Source organism: Bradyrhizobium sp. USDA 4501 (assembly GCF_054062115.1).
In genome coordinates this window covers 7,296,645-7,313,979 of record NZ_JBSSEX010000001.1, presented here as the reverse complement: position 1 = coordinate 7,313,979, position 17,335 = coordinate 7,296,645, and the positions used below count along the sequence as shown (strand labels likewise).

At 61.3% G+C, this 17,335-nt stretch carries 14 protein-coding genes and 2 pseudogenes; 9 read left to right on the top strand and 7 right to left on the bottom strand.

The window, feature by feature from the left end:
* The first annotated feature begins 113 nt into the window (after positions 1 to 113).
* The 3 genes and pseudogenes from ACVWZM_RS33780 to ACVWZM_RS33770 all read left to right on the top strand — a co-directional run bounded on the left by ACVWZM_RS33780 (position 114) and on the right by ACVWZM_RS33770 (position 3,970).
* On the top strand, positions 114 to 1,691 hold the full coding sequence (locus ACVWZM_RS33780; RefSeq protein WP_253623534.1) for a winged helix-turn-helix domain-containing protein: 1,578 nt from the start codon (positions 114 to 116) through the stop codon (positions 1,689 to 1,691).
* Positions 1,692 to 1,903: 212 nt separating this feature from the next.
* Positions 1,904 to 2,772: pseudogene (locus tag ACVWZM_RS33775) on the top strand (tyrosine-type recombinase/integrase).
* Between the two features lie 28 nt (positions 2,773 to 2,800).
* Positions 2,801 to 3,970, top strand: coding sequence for an IS91 family transposase (locus tag ACVWZM_RS33770; RefSeq protein WP_076825985.1), 1,170 nt, complete (start codon positions 2,801 to 2,803; stop codon positions 3,968 to 3,970).
* 753 nt (positions 3,971 to 4,723) lie between these two features.
* Here the strand turns inward: ACVWZM_RS33770 and ACVWZM_RS33765 are convergent.
* From ACVWZM_RS33765 to ACVWZM_RS33755, 3 genes are all read right to left on the bottom strand, one after another.
* On the bottom strand, positions 4,724 to 5,884 hold the full coding sequence (locus ACVWZM_RS33765) for an IS110 family RNA-guided transposase (RefSeq protein ID WP_083715145.1): 1,161 nt from the start codon (positions 5,882 to 5,884) through the stop codon (positions 4,724 to 4,726).
* Positions 5,885 to 6,224: 340 nt separating this feature from the next.
* Entirely contained in the window at positions 6,225 to 6,683 is a 459-nt protein-coding gene (locus tag ACVWZM_RS33760; RefSeq protein WP_076825986.1) for a hypothetical protein, read from the bottom strand.
* A gap of 301 nt (positions 6,684 to 6,984) precedes the next feature.
* Positions 6,985 to 7,458, bottom strand: a complete 474-nt coding sequence (locus ACVWZM_RS33755; RefSeq protein ID WP_456856816.1) for a DUF3124 domain-containing protein — start codon at positions 7,456 to 7,458, stop codon at positions 6,985 to 6,987.
* Between the two features lie 207 nt (positions 7,459 to 7,665).
* Between ACVWZM_RS33755 and ACVWZM_RS33750 the strand changes: the two genes are divergently transcribed.
* Positions 7,666 to 9,381, top strand: a complete 1,716-nt coding sequence (locus ACVWZM_RS33750) for a SulP family inorganic anion transporter (RefSeq protein ID WP_456855659.1) — start codon at positions 7,666 to 7,668, stop codon at positions 9,379 to 9,381.
* Positions 9,382 to 9,578: 197 nt separating this feature from the next.
* On the opposite strand, the pseudogene ACVWZM_RS33745 reads toward ACVWZM_RS33750, so the two are convergent.
* The 4 genes and pseudogenes from ACVWZM_RS33745 to ACVWZM_RS33730 all read right to left on the bottom strand — a co-directional run.
* Positions 9,579 to 9,779, bottom strand: a pseudogene (locus ACVWZM_RS33745) (hypothetical protein); the annotation flags it as partial.
* A gap of 295 nt (positions 9,780 to 10,074) precedes the next feature.
* Positions 10,075 to 10,251 carry a hypothetical protein gene (locus ACVWZM_RS33740; protein WP_456855658.1) on the bottom strand — a complete coding sequence of 59 codons (177 nt, stop codon included), beginning with the start codon at positions 10,249 to 10,251 and terminating at the stop codon, positions 10,075 to 10,077.
* Positions 10,252 to 10,392: 141 nt separating this feature from the next.
* Positions 10,393 to 11,265, bottom strand: a complete 873-nt coding sequence (locus ACVWZM_RS33735; RefSeq protein WP_076825991.1) for an alpha/beta fold hydrolase — start codon at positions 11,263 to 11,265, stop codon at positions 10,393 to 10,395.
* Positions 11,266 to 11,305: 40 nt separating this feature from the next.
* Complete coding sequence (locus ACVWZM_RS33730; RefSeq protein ID WP_456855657.1) at positions 11,306 to 13,792, bottom strand: alpha/beta hydrolase; 2,487 nt, start codon at positions 13,790 to 13,792, stop codon at positions 11,306 to 11,308.
* A gap of 128 nt (positions 13,793 to 13,920) precedes the next feature.
* On the opposite strand from ACVWZM_RS33730, the gene ACVWZM_RS33725 reads away from it, so the two are divergent.
* From ACVWZM_RS33725 to ACVWZM_RS33705, 5 genes are all read left to right on the top strand, one after another.
* Positions 13,921 to 14,847, top strand: a complete 927-nt coding sequence (locus tag ACVWZM_RS33725; protein WP_076825995.1) for an alpha/beta fold hydrolase — start codon at positions 13,921 to 13,923, stop codon at positions 14,845 to 14,847.
* Positions 14,844 to 15,449 carry a hypothetical protein gene (locus ACVWZM_RS33720; RefSeq protein ID WP_456855656.1) on the top strand — a complete coding sequence of 202 codons (606 nt, stop codon included), beginning with the start codon at positions 14,844 to 14,846 and terminating at the stop codon, positions 15,447 to 15,449. The genes ACVWZM_RS33725 and ACVWZM_RS33720 overlap by 4 nt, the downstream gene beginning before the upstream one ends.
* A gap of 92 nt (positions 15,450 to 15,541) precedes the next feature.
* On the top strand, positions 15,542 to 16,189 hold the full coding sequence (locus ACVWZM_RS33715) for a CoA transferase subunit A (RefSeq protein WP_076825998.1): 648 nt from the start codon (positions 15,542 to 15,544) through the stop codon (positions 16,187 to 16,189).
* A gap of 3 nt (positions 16,190 to 16,192) precedes the next feature.
* On the top strand, positions 16,193 to 16,843 hold the full coding sequence (locus ACVWZM_RS33710; RefSeq protein WP_076826000.1) for a 3-oxoacid CoA-transferase subunit B: 651 nt from the start codon (positions 16,193 to 16,195) through the stop codon (positions 16,841 to 16,843).
* Between the two features lie 32 nt (positions 16,844 to 16,875).
* Positions 16,876 to 17,334: a MaoC family dehydratase gene (locus ACVWZM_RS33705; RefSeq protein WP_057016850.1), complete on the top strand. Its 459-nt coding sequence runs from the start codon at positions 16,876 to 16,878 to the stop codon at positions 17,332 to 17,334.
* The last annotated feature ends 1 nt before the right edge of the window (position 17,335 follow it).

Below are 17,335 nucleotides of genomic sequence, written 5' to 3'. Positions count from 1 at the left end.
CCCAGCCGGACGCGGCAAACACGCGCCGCGGCGCACCAAAGACGGTTGCAACCACGGTCGATGCGGTCCAAATCGCGACAGGCCGTTGCGGCAGTCCGGTCCAGGATACGAGCATGCAGTTTCATTTCGCCGATTACGTGCTTGATACCAGCGCCCGCGAGCTGCGGCTCAGGTCTGAACTGATTGCAGTCGAGCCCCAGGTCTACGACCTTCTGCTCTACCTGATCGAGAATCGCGATCGCGTCGTCACCAAGGACGATCTGGTTGCTTCGGTGTGGGGCGGCCGCGTCACCTCGGATGCGACGCTGACCAGCCGCGTCTATGCCGTGCGCAAGGCGGTCGGCGACAGCGGCCAGCAGCAGAAGCTGATCCGCACCATTTCGCGCAAGGGTCTGCGCTTCGTCGGCGAAGTGCGCACGCCGCCGATGGACGACGAGCTCGGAGAGCTTTGCGCGGAGCCGGACTTGAACGAATCCAGCGAGCGAATTGCGGCATTACCTCTGCCTGACCGTCCCGCCATCGCCGTGCTGCCTTTTGCCAACATGAGCGACGATCCGGACCAGGATTATTTCTCCGACGGCATCAGCGAGGACCTCATTACCGCGCTCTCGAAGCTGCGCTGGTTCTTTGTGATCGCGCGCAACTCGTCGTTTGCCTACAAGGGCAAGTCCGTCAACATCAAAGAGGTCGGGGCGACCCTCGGCGTCGGTTATGTCATCGAAGGCAGCGTGCGCAAGGAAGGCGATCGCGTGCGCATCACCGCGCAGCTCAACGACGTCGCCACCGGCAGCCACCTGTGGGCGGAGCGTTACGATCGCAGCCTCGCCGATGTGTTTGCCGTGCAGGACGAGATCACCGAGGCGATCGTTGCGTCGATTGAGCCGCAGCTCTATGCGGCGGAGCATTTTCACTCCAAACGCAAGACCCCGGACAGCATGGACGCCTGGGGTCTGGTGATGCGGGCGATGTCGCATTTCTGGCGGATCACGCCAGCCGACTATGTCAAAGCGCAGGAGCTGCTGGAGAAGGCGATTGCGATCGATCCGTACTACGGACAAGCGCTTGCCGTTCTGTCCGCCAGCCACACCTTTTGCGCCTACAATGGCTGGAGCGAGATGGCGACATCGGTGCCGATTGCCGAACGCGCGGCGCTGGCGGCAGTCCGCGCCGACAGCGAGGATCCCTGGGCGCATCATGCGCTGGGTTGCGTTCATGTGCTGCTGCGACGTTTCGACGAAGCGCTTGGCGAGTTTGAGCTGGCGCTGAAGCTCAATCCAAGCTTTGCGCTGGCACTTAGCGTGTACGGCCTGGCGCTGACGTTCAGCGGCCACTGGGAGGAAGCCGGCGTCGCCACCACGAAGGCGTTGCGCCTCAGCCCGCGCGATCCATTTGCGGCGATCTACAACGGCATCGCCGCCCATGCCCAGTTGGTCGGACGAAATTACGAGGAGGCGATGCGCCTGGCCGGAGCCAGCATTCGGCTTCGCACCGATCATGTCTCCGGCTACCGCATGCTGACTGCGGCGGCTGCGATGGCCGGACGAGGCGAAATCGCCACGGCTGCATTGCAGGAACTGCTCCGCAGACAGCCCGATTTCTCCCTAGCCTGGATCGGGAAGAACTTGCCGTTCAAATACGAGGCCGACCGCGAGCACTATCTAGAAGCCTTCCGCCGGGCCGGCTTGAGTTAGCTTGTGCTCTTCCTGGGCTCAAAGTACCACAAATCAGGATGACCGACAAAACCCCTCCCCGCCAGCCGCAATGTCGCAGATGGGTCAGAGGACTAAACCGCTCGCGCGGTAGGACGCCGCGGCTGGCGGCACGGCCAAGACGATAGCGCAACGGGGCGTCCTGTCTTGAGATCGAGGGGTTCGACAACCTCACTCAAGACAGGAGCATCGCCATGACCGACGAGGCAATGAGCCCGTTGCGCCGGCGCATGATCGAAGACATGACGATCCGCAAGTTGGCCCCGAAGACCCACATGACTATGTGCAACGGGTCAAGAACTTCGCCGCATTTCTCGGGCGATCACCGGATACGGCGACCTTCGAGGACGTGCGCTGCTATCAGCTACATCTGACGGCAAGCGGCGTTGGCGCGCCGACCATCAACCAGACCGTCTCGACGCTGCGGTTCTTCTTTCGGGTCACACTCAAGCGCCACGAGATCGTCGAGCATACCCATGTCATTCACGAGCCGCGCAAGCTGCCGGTGGTACTGAGCGTGGAGGAAGTGGCACGGCTGCTCGATGCCGCACCGGGGCTCAAATACAAGGCGGCGCTGAGCGCGGCCTACGGTGCCGGGCTGCGTGCCAACGAGGTCGTCTCGCTCAAGGTCTCCGATATCGACAGCAAGCGGATGATCATCCGCGTCGAGCAGGGCAAGGGCGGCAAGGACCGCAATGTCATGCTGTCGCCCAGCCTGCTCGCGCTGCTACGGGCCTGGTGGAAGATGGCTCGGCCGCAAGGCTGGCTGTTCCCTGGCCGTGACCCGGCCCAGCCAATGACCACACGCCAGCTCAACCGTGCCTGCCACGCCGCCGCCCAGATGGCGGAGATCAACAAGCGCGTCTCGCTGCACACCTTGCGGCACAGCTTCGCCACCCACCTGCTTGAGCAGAACATCGACGTCCGCGTCATCCAGGTGCTGCTCGGCCACGCCAAGCTCGACACCACCGCGCTCTATACCCGCGTCGCCACCAAGACGATCAGCGAGGTCATGAGCCCGCATATCACGCTGAAGCTCAAGGAGGTCCGACCGCCCGGCTGACGGCGCTTGTGTCGCGCCCGTTGCGGATATTTTCCGCAGCCATGGCGTAGCATGGCGCAAAGCCCATGCCGGCCATGTCAGCCTCGACCAGTTGAAGGTGATGTCGGCGATCGAGCGCTGCCGCACGGTGGCGCTCGGCGGCCATGTCGCGCGCTGCGCGGACTGCGCCTACACGACGATCGCCTACAACTCCTGCCGCAACCGGCATTGCCCGAAGTGCCAAGGCGCCGCCGCAAAGGAGTGGCTCGCCGATCGCGAGGCCGAGCTGTTGCCCGTGCCGTACTACCACCTGGTGTTCACACTCCCAGGAGCGATCGCCGACATCGCCTGCCAGAACAAGGCCGTCCTCTACGACCTGCTGTTCAAGGTCTCGGCCGAGACCATGCTGACGATCGCCGCCGATCCGAAGCATCTGGGGGCCAGGATCGGCATCACCTCCGTGCTGCACACCTGGGGCTCGGCGCTGACCCATCACCCCCACGTGCACATGATCGTGCCGGGCGGCGGCATCTCGCCCGATGGTCAGCGCTGGGTGTCCTGCCGGCCCGGATTCTTCCTCCCCGTGCGCGTGCTCTCCCGCCTGTTCCGGCGATTGTTCCTTCAGAAGCTCGTCGTCGCCCATCAAGCCGGCCGCCTGAGCTTCTTTGGCGACAACAGCCAGCTCGCTGATACCCCATGCTTCGCAGCCTTCCTGGCGCCGCTGCGCAAAACCAAGTGGGTCGTCTATGCAAAGCGTCCGTTCGGTGGACCGGAGGCGGTGCTGGCCTATTTGTCGCGCTACACCCACCGGGTTGCCATCGCCAACAGCCGCTTGATCGCTTGCGACCAGCAGCGCGTCACCTTCAAATGGAAGGACTACCGCATCGAGGGCCGCGATCGATACAGGCAGATGACGCTCGCCACAGACGAGTTCATCCGCCGCTTCCTCATCCACGTGCTGCCCAAGGGCCTTCACCGCATCCGCCATTACGGCCTGTTCGCCAAAGGCGCTTGCGCCGACAACATCGCACGCGTCCGCGAGGTGCTCACCGGTGCAAAGCCTGAAGCCAATCCCACCGCGGCTGCCGTCGATGCCAACAAGCCGGCTTGCCCATGCTGCGGCGGTCGCATGATCATCATCGAGGTCTTCGAGCGCGGTTGTACGCCACGGCATCGGCCGACAGCTCCAACGAACCGCATCAGGATCGACACCTCATGACCACGTCGCTGTCCTGCAAATCTATTCGTAGTGCTCGCTGCCTCTCGGCCAGCCACGGCAGAGCGCGCTCAGATATCCACCGCCCGCCACAACGCGCTCGACAATTTGTCGAGCTCGACACCACCCGCCGCGCATTCGCCAGCCGATTCACCCTCAAACACCTCGTTGCATCGGCTCGATTCAAATCAGCCAATTCGCCCGCGGCAGTCAAATCCCCATAGCGCCTGCGGCACCGCCTACGTTTCCCTTAAGCGCGGTTTCCTTGTATGGGCTTTGTCAAGGGAGGCGTTTAAATAGGCGATAGGTCGGCGCATCTTTTCCTTCGTCAGTTTCTTTGTTCGATCTGAGGCCGTTTCTTCGTCCCGACCCGCACTTCGCTTGCGCTGGCGCGCGCAGAAGCTGTCAAGGTTGGCCGCCGCACGAATCGTACGACAGGCTCCGCCGTTGCCAGGCCACACCTTGACAGCTTCGAGCACGACGGCATCGCTTGGTGCGATCGGGATGACGATCGGAGGGGAGCCCGCTTGCGGGCGCGATCAATCGCGCCACAACCTTGTATCCGGTGGGTCCAAGGACCCCGAACCATGATGCAGTCATGCGCATCGGCAGCGAAGCTCCGAAGCGGCGGACCCATTCTCCCTTTCGGCATCGAAGCCAAGGAAACACGTCGGGACCCCGCCACCTCGAACCGTCATCGGCGACACCGTCACAGGCGGACGGAAGGCCGAAACTGTTGGGGTGTCCTTCCTCCGTTCATGATGCCGGCCGCAGAACGACGCCGTCCGGCACTACGCCCTCCCGCACGAGTCGCCACAGAGCGATCAGGAGCTTGCGCGCCAAGGCCACGATCATGGTCTTGCGCGTCCCGCGGGCATTCTCGGTACGAGTTCGAAACCACTGCGCCAAGACGCTGTCCTTCTGGAATCTGAGAAATCGCCACGCCAATTCGATCATGCCTCGTCTCACTCGGGCATTGCCGGAACGGGTCAGCCCTCTCTCCCGGCGTTTTCTGCCGCTTTCGTCAGGCGAGCCAGTGAGGCCGGCATAACGCGCTATCGCCCTTCGGTCGCGCATGCTTCGCGATAGTACCTCCTGCACCAGCATGTCGCCGGTCTCGACACCAACCCCGATTACCCGCGCCAACAGGCGCTCCATTGCGTGTGGTCCATCACTGGGCGTTTGCTTGAGACGCTCCAGGCGAGCCTCCTCGATCTGCCGTATCTGATCGCTGACGAGCCGCCGGCGCGCCATGTCGCGACGCAGCTCAGCCAGGGTGTTGGGCGGGATCGGCTCTCCTTCGGGGGTGCGCAAGCCGTCAAGGCGTTCGGCGGCTTTCTTCAGCTTGGGATTGAAGCCGCGGATGCCGAGCCGTATCAACGCTGCTTTCATTCGGTTGACGATCCGACTTTGCTCTCCGACAAGGCTCTCGCGCTCACGGGTGGGGCGCTTGGCATCTTCGTCCTTGATTGTCGGGATCGCGACCATCTTGCAGTGATCACGCTCGCCCCGCAACCAGCCGAGAAAAGAGCGTTTCAGCAGTTCGGTGTCGAGACGATCGGTCTTGGCGCGCCGGTGCTCGCGCGATACCGCTATGCTCGATGCGTGAATGACATGCGCCTCGATGTCGCGCACCCTGAGCCAGCGGGCCAGCCAGAAACCGTCACGGCCGGCCTCGAAAGCGACCGCGATGCGTTCGATGCGGTGTCCTGCCTTCCGCGCCTCTTCTCGCCAGCGATTGAGCAGCTTCAGCAAGGCGTTCTCGTCGACCTCAAGCTTCTTCGACGGCTGGCGCTCGACACCAGGCACAATCCCCGCAACGAGCCAGCTCGACAGGCTCATCTCGATCACAGCGATCAGCGTACCGTCCGGTTTGAGGGGTGTGAGGGATCGGCTCAGGTCGTTCAACTTCTGCATGGGGTGCTCCATCGGTTCACATCAGCGCCGATGAATGCCATATCCTCACCGTCCTCACCGCCGCCGCCCGCACCATAGCATCTCCCTTGGAGGCTTTCGGACGCCGGACGCCGAATGTGCCGCGCCGTCAGTCATGCGGCCGGCATCCGAAACCCTTCACAAAAGCGCCGTTCGGAAGCTCGGCACCCGCTTCCGGTCTACCCCGACAAGCTGACAATTCAGGGGGCGCCCGGACTTCGCATTCGGGTCACTTCCGGCCTCATGCGCCACAGCAAACTGCCCGACTACTCGATCATCTCGTCGACGTGGGCGGGACCGTATTGGAGCCGACCGAGAAGGTTCAGCGCCCAACCGATCCTAACGCATCGAGGTAACACGGTTGGTACATCGCCTGCAGTTGCTTGCCGCGCAGGAAGATCATCTGCGGCGTTAACCCGCCGCGCGCGGCGATCCACCGCCGCACCGATGTTGGATACATCGAATACAGCATCATAGTTGCTTCGCGATTGGTGAAGGTGCGGCCGTTGATGCCGAAATCATAGGCGGCATGGAAACCAAGCGCCGCACGCGAGGTCACGCAGATTTTGTCGTGAGGGACTGCGCCGAGGACGATGGTGCAGGCCGAGGCACAGAGACCATCAATGATCACGGATTGTCCGGATGAGCGCAGGCGTTGAAATTTGGTGATGTAGCCTCCAATTTGACCACCCCGATCATCAGCAATGCGGACTGCCGCGTGACTTGCCCCGACACCCGCAAGCAGGAGCGCTGCCGCAAGCAGACACCTTACGAACTTCATTATCCCTACCCTGGTTCGAGCAAGCCGATTTGATCGTTTTGCGTGATGCGCGAAACAGCAAAACCGTCCTTCTAGTTCGTGGCTTTATCTAGGCAGAACTGATCCAAGAAGCGCCCCGCCTCGGGATCAGCAATGGCGCGGTCCGGTTCCATTCGCGCTGCTTGTCCGGCGCACTCCGCGTCGTAGACAGCGCCGTGCAAGCTGAATTCCGCTTTACCCCGATAACCGGGCATCTCGCAGTCCGCCCCCACTTCGCATTAGGACCGATAGGCGACATGCCGGGCACCGATCCAAGTCCCTCTCAGGGACGGCTCACCTTTCGACCGACTGAAACGAAACTGTGGCCCTGAGTGCCCGGGCCTCCGATCATGATCGCTTCCAAATAAGGCTCATCAATTGCTTCCGGCGACGACCAATCGATTACGAAATTTGCGCCCAAGCCACCGCGAATGTCTTGTTGTGGGATCACAATTTGGATTGCGCCGTAGGGCTTTAGCGCGATCGCCCGTGGCAGATATCTGTCGATCACCTGACCATCAACATTGAAATAGTCGATCCGCTCGATGACAAGCGTTCCCGTTTCCGACGTATTTTGAACCGAAAGCGTCACGGACAGGTCGAGCCTGGTGGATCCGTCCCGGACCAATAGGCTTGAATGCGCTGGGACGTAAATTCTTCCTCGAAGTGTTGAAGGCTCGCGCGGCAAATCAACAAGTGAGCCCGCAAATTTCGATAGAGGAGCTGGGAGATCAGGTTGTGCTCGCGCCCCAGACATCGCTAGGAGCAACAGCGCTAGGAAGATTGCTGGCTTTCTCATCTGTTAATCCATCGCCGTGGTACAGATCCCGGTCGGGTCCGAGTGATTGGAACGTGGGTACCTTGGGATGGGCGACATTGACCCAAATCAACGTTGCGGGACATTCACCTGCGCAGCTTGACTTGTGTGGCTTGCGCCCCGGCGCACCTCTACCCGTGACCCGGCATGATGGATCGTCTAACGCGTATTGCGCCCGGATTGATCAAACTCTTGTCCTACAGATTTGCCGAAGACTTTCGGCATGATCTGTTGGCAGGAGTCTCCGTTGCCGCAGTGGCCTTGCCGGTCGCGATCGCCTACGCGCAGCTGGCGGGCTTCAATCCAGTCGTGGGGCTTTATTCGAGCATTCTGCCGCTAGTCGCGTACGCCATCTTCGGCACTTCACGGCAAATGATCGTGAATCCCGATGCAGCGGGGTGCGCTATGGTCGCTGCCGCTGTAGCTCCGCTGGCGGGCGGAAATTCCGAATTATACTGGTCGCTGGCGGTCGCAGTTACGTTTCTGGCCGGCATATTCTGCATTGCAGCGAGTTTTTTTCGGCTCGGAGCGCTGGCGGAATTTCTCTCCAAGCCAATCCTTGTCGGACTCTTGAATGGAGTCGCAATTTCGATTTGCCTCGGGCAAGTCGGCAAGCTTCTCGGCTTTTCCATCGAGTCCAAACGGATCATTCCGCAGCTGTTCGAAATCTTCACCAAGCTGCCTCAGACGCAGGTTCCGACGCTGATCATGGGAGCGGCAAGCCTGGCAATATTGCTTGGGCTGGCGCGCTGGGCGCCGCGACTTCCGACTGCTCCACTCATATTGATCGCTGCCGGCGCGGCGGTCGCCCTGTTCGGGCTGGACCGATATGGAGTTGCAATTCTAGGGCCGGTCGCCGGCGGTGCGCCGCCGTTGCGATTGCCCAGATTTCCTCAAGACGACATACCATCCCTACTTGGCAGCGCGGCGGGGTTAGCTCTCGTGCTGTTTTCGAGCGGCATGTTGACAGCGCGCAGCTTTGCATCGAAGGGTGGGTACAACGTCGACGCAGATCGTGAATTGGCAGCTTTTGGTGCTGCGAATCTCGCCTCTGCCTTATCTCAAGGGTTCGCCGTAACCGGCGCTGACTCGCGCACGGCGGTAGCCGCTGCAGCCGGCGGCCGCACCCAGGTGACTGGCCTAGTGGCTGCGGTGACGATCACTGCAGTGTTGCTGTTTTTGACCGGCCCCTTACGATATGTGCCGATTGCGGCCTTGGGCGCACTGCTTGTTTTCGCTTCAATTTCGCTATTCGACACACGAACGCTACGCGAAATCTGGAGCATCGATCGTACCGAGGTCGGCTTGGCCGTGATCACTACGCTGGGAGTGGTCGCGCTGGGGGCCATCAACGGAATCCTCATCGCGGTGGGGTTGGCCCTGGTCCGCTTCGTCAAGTTGACCGCACGGCCCAGAGACGAAGTCCTGGGAACAGTCGACGGGCTTCCCGGCCTGCATTCGATCGACCGACATCCGGACGCCAGGACGTTTCCGGGTCTCGTGCTCTACCGCTTCGATGGCCCGCTTACCTTCTTCAATTCCGATTACTTCAAGACGAGAGCGCTCGCGGCAGCCGAGGCCGCAGGCCCGGAACTTCGATGGTTTGTGATTGATGCAATTCCAGTCAGCCAGATCGACATAAACGGTCTGTATGCGCTTCGCGATTTGCGGGAAAGGCTGGAAGCGCGCGGAGCGTCCCTGATACTAGCCGGGCGCAAGGCCGAGTTTCTTGACTGGTTTCGGGAAGCCGGTCTCTACCGGCCGGAACATGAAACATGGATCTTCCCCACGCTACGCCAGGCCCTGAAGGGCTATCGGCAGGCGGAGCAACGCGTCGCGCCGCTTAAGCAGGACGATCTGTGAACTTCCGATCTGGGTCAAAAGCGCCGTTCGGAAGCTCGGCCACCCGCTTCCGGTCTACCCCGACGAGCTGACAATTCAGGGGGCGCCCGGACTTCGCATTCGGGTCACTTCCGGCCTCATGCGCCGCGGCAAACTGCCCGACTACTCGATCATCTCGTCGGCGTGGGCGGGACCGTATTGGAGCCGACCGAGAAGGTTCAGCGCCCAACCGATCCTAACGCATCGAGGTAACACGGTTGGTACATCGCCTGCAGTTGCTTGCCGCGCAGGAAGATCATCTGCGGCGTTAACCCGCCGCGCGCGGCGATCCACCGCCGCACCGATGTTGGATACATCGAATACAGCATCATAGTTGCTTCGCGATTGGTGAAGGTGCGGCCGTTGATGCCGAACCCGTAGTTCTACGGGTGGGATGGACGCGGCCTTGAATTAACCAAGGGAAATCTTTCGGGGTGGGTTTTCAAACCGACCCACCACCGCACCCGCCCGCTCAACGCGCCGTAGGCCAAATGGCCGAGCAGCGGATTTCTACTGCGGGTTGCAGGTTCGAACCTTGCCGGATCGTCAGTTCACTCGCCCGAGCGCAGCGGGTCTGTCAACCGCGTTGAGCATCGCTGACTCGTTTCCGGCCAAAAGCTCAGGAGCCGGCGACGTCACGGGGGTTCGTTCGGGCTACCACAACAACGAGTTCCCCTAGTCGCGGGTGCGTTTGAGCCGATCCAGGCGCAGCCTCTGCGCTCTCATGCGCCTTATTTCTTCGTCGAGCGCGCTCATTTTCTCGTCATGACGTTCGTTCTTCGACTTCGGCTCATCACTATTTCGCAATTTCTTTAGCGCCTTTTCGACCGGGAGTTTTGGGGTGTCAGCCATTGATCCTCCGAAGCGATCCCTTCGATTCAAATTGGAGCTAGCAACAGTCAGTTGAGGTTCGAAGCGAGCAGGCCTTCTTCTGCGGCATGCCGCTTCTAATCGCCCGTCGACCGAACCAAGGATTTCGGATCTTCACGAGTTTCACCATCGCTGGTCGTTCAGGCCACCAAACCAGGCGCCAAAATAGCCGGCATAGAGTGGCGGCATTTCCAGGTTCATTGAGTGGCCGACGCCCGGGACGACGACCAACCGGCAGTTCGGCATCGCCGCCGCCATGGTCCGGAGGTCGGCGGGCGCGATCCAGCCGTCACCTTCGCCCCAGACGACGAGATGTGGATGCCGGATTTCGGGCATCCGCCGCTCGAGCTCGCGGCTTTCCCGCTCGCGCGTGAGATTGACCGGCGTGCCGATCCATATGCCCTCGGAGACGCCAAACGTCTGCTCCAGGATGCGCTCGAACAAGGCAGGGATCGCGCCCAACCCCTCGCGGAACACCGGCACCGCATTCGGCGCCATGCTGTCCGGAAGGAACAAGGAAGAAGCCGCCGTCGCCATCATAGCGCGCGTCACCTCGCGGCTCGCCATCATCGCGCGGAACAGCCCGATCTGCTCCGCGTTGAACGCGAGCCCGAGTGGCGTCACCGGATCGAGCGCGAATACCCGGCCAAACCGCTCCGGCCGCATCAGCAGCATGCGCGCCGCGATGATGCCGCCGGTGGAATGCGTCGCGAGATGACAGAATGGGATCTGCAGAGCATCCAGCGCCGCCAGCATGTCGAGCGCATGTTGCTGCATTGAGTAATTAGCGTAGCCGAGTGTCGCGGGTGGGCGATCGCTGTCGCCACAACCGCGCCAGTCGATTCCGATGACCCGAAGGCCGCTCGGGAACAAGGGGGCGGCGAGCTCGATCCAGTCCTTGCTGGCGAGATTGCCGTGGATGAAGACGACCGTGGTTTCGCCTTCGCCCCACTCCCGCCAGCCAAGGTCGACCTCTCCGGCACGCACTTTGGGCATTGCTACAGTTTGATCCTCTCGTTGCAACTCAGCCTGCTGGTCACTTATTCAATCCGGCTGTCGGATTCGGTCCGTCCGGCGTCGGCGCAACAGCCATCGCCGACACCACGCCGTTGATAATTCTGTCCGTCTCGAGCGGCGAACTGGTGTCGAGATTGCCGGTCATCACGAAATCGGTCACGTCAGCCGGAAATTCCACCGGATTGTCGGTGTGGATGAAATGACCGGTGTCAGGATAGATTTTCAGGATCGGCCGGTTGTTCGCGCGCGTCATCCGCGTCATGAACGGGGTGATGATGTCGCGACCGAGGTCCTTCAACCCATTAAAGGGCGTTCCGGGAATGAACGGCTCCTTGTCGCCGAAGGCCAGGAAAATGGGCACCTTGATGTCGGTCAGCCGCCGATACAGGTTCTTCGGATCATCCTGCTGCAACTCCGATACCATACCGTAGATGTCGAGAATGTACACGTTGGCCCATTGCTCGAGCTCCTTCGGGTTGCCCTTGATGAGGCCGATACGCTGCTCGGTATGCAACCGCGCATACTCGCTGTCGTTCATGAAGTAGCCACTCTTGCTGCGCCCGACCACGCCGGTAGCGGGATCGCGCTTCTTGAAATAGAAGAAGTCGCGAATGTTCTGCTCCGGCCGCGCGATTTCGTTGGCTAATACCTGGGTCGGCCCCCAGACATCCTTCCACTTGTCGAAGTTACCCGCGAGCGAGGCGTCGAACAGCTTAGCAGTCTTGCCCGGTGCAATCGTTACCTCGCGCGGATATTCCTCGAGGCCCGCGGGCGCCTCGAGAATGAGGCTCTTCACCGCGTCCGGATATGTCAGCGCATAGCCCAGGATCAGTTGGCCGCCCAAGGAATGGCCAAGGTAGGCCGCTTGCTTGACCTTGAGCTGGTTGACGATCACGTCATAGACCACTTCACGCATGTCCTGCATGGTCCGCGCTGGGCTCTTGTCGAGATTGCCCGGGCCCGACATGCCGTAGTGCGGCAGGTCCGGCGCGATCACGCGCAACCCACTGCGCAGGGCGTACTGCATGATATTGCCGTAGTGGCCGGCGAACGCTCCCTTGCCGTGGATGATGACGAGGACCTTCGGATCCTTCTCGCTGCCGTAGTATTCATCCATGTAGCCGATCTGCCAGATCGTTCCTTTGGCGTCCTTAGCATTCGCGTATTTCACCGGATAGGGATAGGTGACGTAGTCCTTCCAGAAGGATTTCTTCGGATCAATGTCGGACGCCACGCCCGGCGTGCGGAAGTTCTTGTCGACGAACTGCTGCGCCTTGTCGAGGCTGGCGACGTCATCCATGAACGCCACGAATTTCGGGTCGTTCTTGTGGCCATTGATGATCGAGAACACGCCGTAATGCGCGACCGGGCTCTCTTCGGCGATCAGGTCGGCGCCCGGGATGTTTTCGACCGCTTTCTCGGCAAGCTTGAAGTTGAGCCACAGGTCGTTCTTGATGTGCATGACCAGAGTGCGCGACTGGATGCGACCGAGGTCATTGTTGATGTTGTGAAGCTCGCCCACGCGGTTGCGCCATACGAGGTCAACAGCGTCATAGAGCTTGGAACGATTGATCACGTTGAGCCCGGCCTTCTCGTTCGGCGGATCCCAATAGAAGATTTCCGGCTGCACCGCGGTGAACGCCTGCGTAGTCCGGTATGAAAGATCGTAACCGGTCAGACCCAATACCGACCAGCCGAACGCCATGCCCATCAGCGGGTGCTTCTCCTTGGGCAGGTTGTAGTAGTCGCCCTTGGTCTGCTGCCAGACCGGATCCGACTCGATCGCCGCCGTCATCAATTGGAATGTCCAGTTGCCGACGGGATCTCCGGCGTCCGATTGTGTCGTGCCGCCGATCGGCATCAGCGCACTGACATATTCCGGATGCATGACGCCCCAGACATAGGTCTGCGTGCCACCCATCGAGACGCCGGCCGCAAGCGCGACCTTGGCGATCTTCAAATGATCGCGAAGCATGCGGTAATTCGCCTGCACCATGTCGTAATAGGTGTACTGGGGAAACTTGATCCCGAGACCATCTGACGGCTTGCTTGCGCCCCAGGTCCCGAGCGGATCGACCATCACGACGTAATAGCGGTCGGTGTCGATCGGCCGGCCCGGTCCGATGATCGGGACGCCCCCCGATAGCGCGGCACCCTTGACCCACTGCTCGTACATGTCGGTGGAGTCGCCGGAGTAGTAGGAATTGATGACAACGGCATTGGTGATCTCACCCGCGGCATTGCGTCGCGGCGTACCGACCGCGATATAGGCCGTGCGCAGCTTTCCTCCGCCAAGCGATTCAAGGGTCACGCCCCCCTCGCCGCCATTTTCCCATTTGGACGGAATGGCCAGGTCATACTTGCCGCCGAGCTTGAAGTCGGCGATCTCGTAATACTGCTTCAGGCCGTCATGCTGGACTTGCGACGAGCGGCGCGTGAACGGTTGGGCAGCCGCAACGGATGCGCTTACGGCAAGCAATAGCAGGCCAATGAAAAGACGCCTCATGGAATGCCTCCCTGACCGATTTTGGGAAGGTTCCGTCGGGACCGCGCGGCCGACGTTGACCTAGGTCAAGGGTGCGGCTGGGCGCGCACCACAATTTGACACCCGAAAGCATTGAGCAAGTGAAGCGAATGCCGTTTCTCTCGCATGGCTCGCACCGCATCCGTTATGAACTAGACGGTGCCACGAACGCGCCGGCCTATGTGCTCGTCAACGGGCTTACTCAATATTCGGAGCTCTGGGCGGCCTATCGGCACACGCTGGTTGGCAAAGGATTTCGTGTCGCCACTTTCGATCTGCTCGGTCAGGGCGCCTCGGCCAAACCAGAACTGTTTATCAGCCAGGATGATCAGGTTGAGGCGCTTCGGCTCCTGATTGATGAACTCGGTGATGGCCCGATATTCCTCAGCGGCATCAGTTTCGGCGCACTGATCGCGCTGCGCTACGCGATCTTGCACAGCAACAGGCTGTCGGGCCTGGTGCCTATGAGTGCCTTCGCAGAAATGTCGCCGCAACTTCTGCTGCTTGGCAATGCGCTGCGCACCGGGCTGATCTTGGGCGGAACCAGCTATTTGCAGGATTTGTTGCTTCCGATGAATCTCTCGGACTCCTGGCTCAAGCCTCTGCTCGGCAATCTCGACGCGGTGAAGCGACAGGGCTGGCTAATCAATGACGTTTATGCGGTGCAAAACTTGATGGAATCCTTCCTCGACTTCCAGCCGCTGACACCACAACTGGCGTCGATCAGGACGCCAACGATGATCCTCAACGGAGAATTTGACTTCCTCACGCCGCGTTCGCTTCACGAAACCCTGCGCACTCACATTGCCGACAGCTCACTAGTCATCATCCCCAACGCTTACCACGCCTTCACCCTCGAGAAGGCCGCACTGACGGCCGACCTGCTCGCACGCTTCGCCGAAGACGTCCTAGCGGGGCGCTGGCAGGGTAAGCAGACGGTATGGATCGCACCCGACGACGCCGGTGGCGAGATGATGCCCTTCCCGGCTGGCTTCGACCACCTGCGTGCGATTCCCGTGCCAAGGGCTACGTCATGAACCAGTTCCTTGGCCCGCTCGATTCCTCCGGTCGCGTACCGCCGCCACAGCAAACTCGGGTGTCATCATTCCTGGTCTCGGTGCATGGCGCGCTTGCACGACAGTTGGCCCTCGCCTTGCCGGGCCAGTTCAAGGCCGGCTGGCAAACCGAATTGAACACACAGTTGCATCGCGAGACGGAGATCGTTTCCCTTCTCCTGCGCGCCACCTCGTGGACGCCTGATGTCATGGCCTTCTACAACACGCTGATCTGGGAACTGGCTTGGGCGCCCAGCCCGGTTTCCAGAGTTGCCGATCGCCGGCTTGCCACGACAGTCGACATTGCAGCCCTCGGGCATGCCGCGCACGGCGCCATCCGGCCCGCCGCCCTGTTGCCGGTCGAGGCGTCGGCAGATGATCCTTTTGTCGTGGCGTTGCGCCGGATCGAATTTGAAAGCAGCCGGCTGATCCAGGCCCAGATCCATTTTCTGAAAGGTGACGATCTCAAGCCCGTCCGCGACGCCGTCAGCGCGGCCGTGAACGATCGGCATCGACAGGTGCGCAAATTGTGGGCGGAGATGCTGGATAGCATTGGGATTAGCCACCGCGCCGACGGCGAATGACGCGGGCCTTGACCCAGATCAACGTAGCCGCTTCGCCAAACGACAGTGTTCACCGGGATATCCCGCCTCGGATCAATTGCCGGAGCCCAATTATGAAGGCCGTATCCGCCGAAGAAGCTGTTGCGATGATTCCGAACAACGCGCGCATCATGGTCGGCGGCTTCATGGGCGTGGGCACGCCGGAGCGCCTGCTGGATGAACTGGTCCGACAGAAGAAATCGGGCCTGTCACTCATCAGCAATGATGCGGCCACTCCCGGCAAGGGTGTCGGCAAGCTGTTCGACGGCACCCAGGTGTCGAGCATGATAGGAACTCATATCGGGCTGAATCCGAAAGCCCAGCAACAGATGCTGGGCAAGCAGATCACGGTCGACCTTATTCCGCAGGGCACCTTTGTCGAGCGGATCCGCGCCGGCGGATGCGGTCTTGGCGGCGTCCTGACGCCCACCGGCGTCGGCACGCTTGTCGAGGAAGGCAAGCAGAAGATCGAAGTCGACGGCAAACCATATCTGCTGGAGACCGCGCTGCGCGCCGATTTCGCGCTCGTCCACGCCTTCCTGGCCGACTACGCCGGCAACCTGTCCTATGCCCTCACCGCGCGAAATTTCAATCCAGTGATGGCGATGGCGGCCGACACGGTGATCGTGACCGCCGAACATATTGTTCCGGTCGGCGTGATTGCTCCGGATCACGTAATCACGCCGGGACCGCTGGTCGACTATCTCGTTGCGAACGGGTGAGCCATGGATGCACAGACCATCATTGCGCGTCGCGTAGCGAAAGAACTGCGGCCGGGTAACCTCGTCAATCTCGGCATCGGAATTCCGACCCTGGTTGCGAACTACGTTCCTGCAGGGCTCAACGTGTACTTCCAGTCCGAGAACGGCCTGATCGGCACGGGCCCAATTCCCGAGCAGGGCATGGCTCATCCGCTGCTGACCGATGCCGGCGGCAAGCCGATCAGCGCCTTGCCGGGCGCGGCGACCTTCGATAGCGCCATGTCGTTCGGCCTGATCCGTGGCGGTCATGTCGACATCACGGTGCTCGGCGGCCTGCAGGTCGACGCCACGGGGCATCTGGCTAACTGGATGATCCCGGGCAAAATGGTGCCGGGCATGGGCGGAGCCATGGACCTCGTCAGCGGTGCCAAGCGGGTCATCGTCGCCATGCAACATGCGGCAAAAGGAAAGTCGAAGATCGTGGCCAGATGTAACCTGCCGCTGACGTCAGCGCGACCTGTCGACCTTGTCGTGACAGATATGGCGGTCATCGCCTTCCCCGGCGGCAAGGCGACCCTGCTGGAAACGGCGCCGGGCCTGACGGTCGCCGAGGTACTGGCGGTGACGGAGGCGGAACTCGCAATTCCCGATGCCGTTCCCGAAATGGCATTCTGACGAAAGCGAGCCAGAACAGAGCGAGAAGGACTATGCGGATATTCAACGGATTTGGCGAACTCAAGTCGGCGGTCGGCACCGAGGTCGGCATCAGCGAATGGATTGAGATCACCCAGGAACGCATCAACAAATTCGCCGACGCGACCTGCGACGAGCAGTGGATTCACGTCGATCAGGAACGCGCGAAGGCCGAAATGCCCGGAGGTAAGACCATCGCCCACGGCCTCTTGTCGCTGAGCCTGACGCCGATGTTCATCCGCTCGGTGATGGGCCTGAAGGGGTTGAAGAACACGCTCAACTATGGCGCGGACCGGATCCGCTACCTGGCACCGGTGCCCGCCGGATCAAAGTTGCGCGGTCGCGTCGGCATCGCGGAAGCCGAAGACGTGCCGCCGAATGGGCTGAGAGTGCACTACCGCGTTGTGATCGAGATGGAGGGCGGTGCCCGCCCTGCCTGCGTAGCGGAGGTCATCGGCCTGCACTACAGCTGAC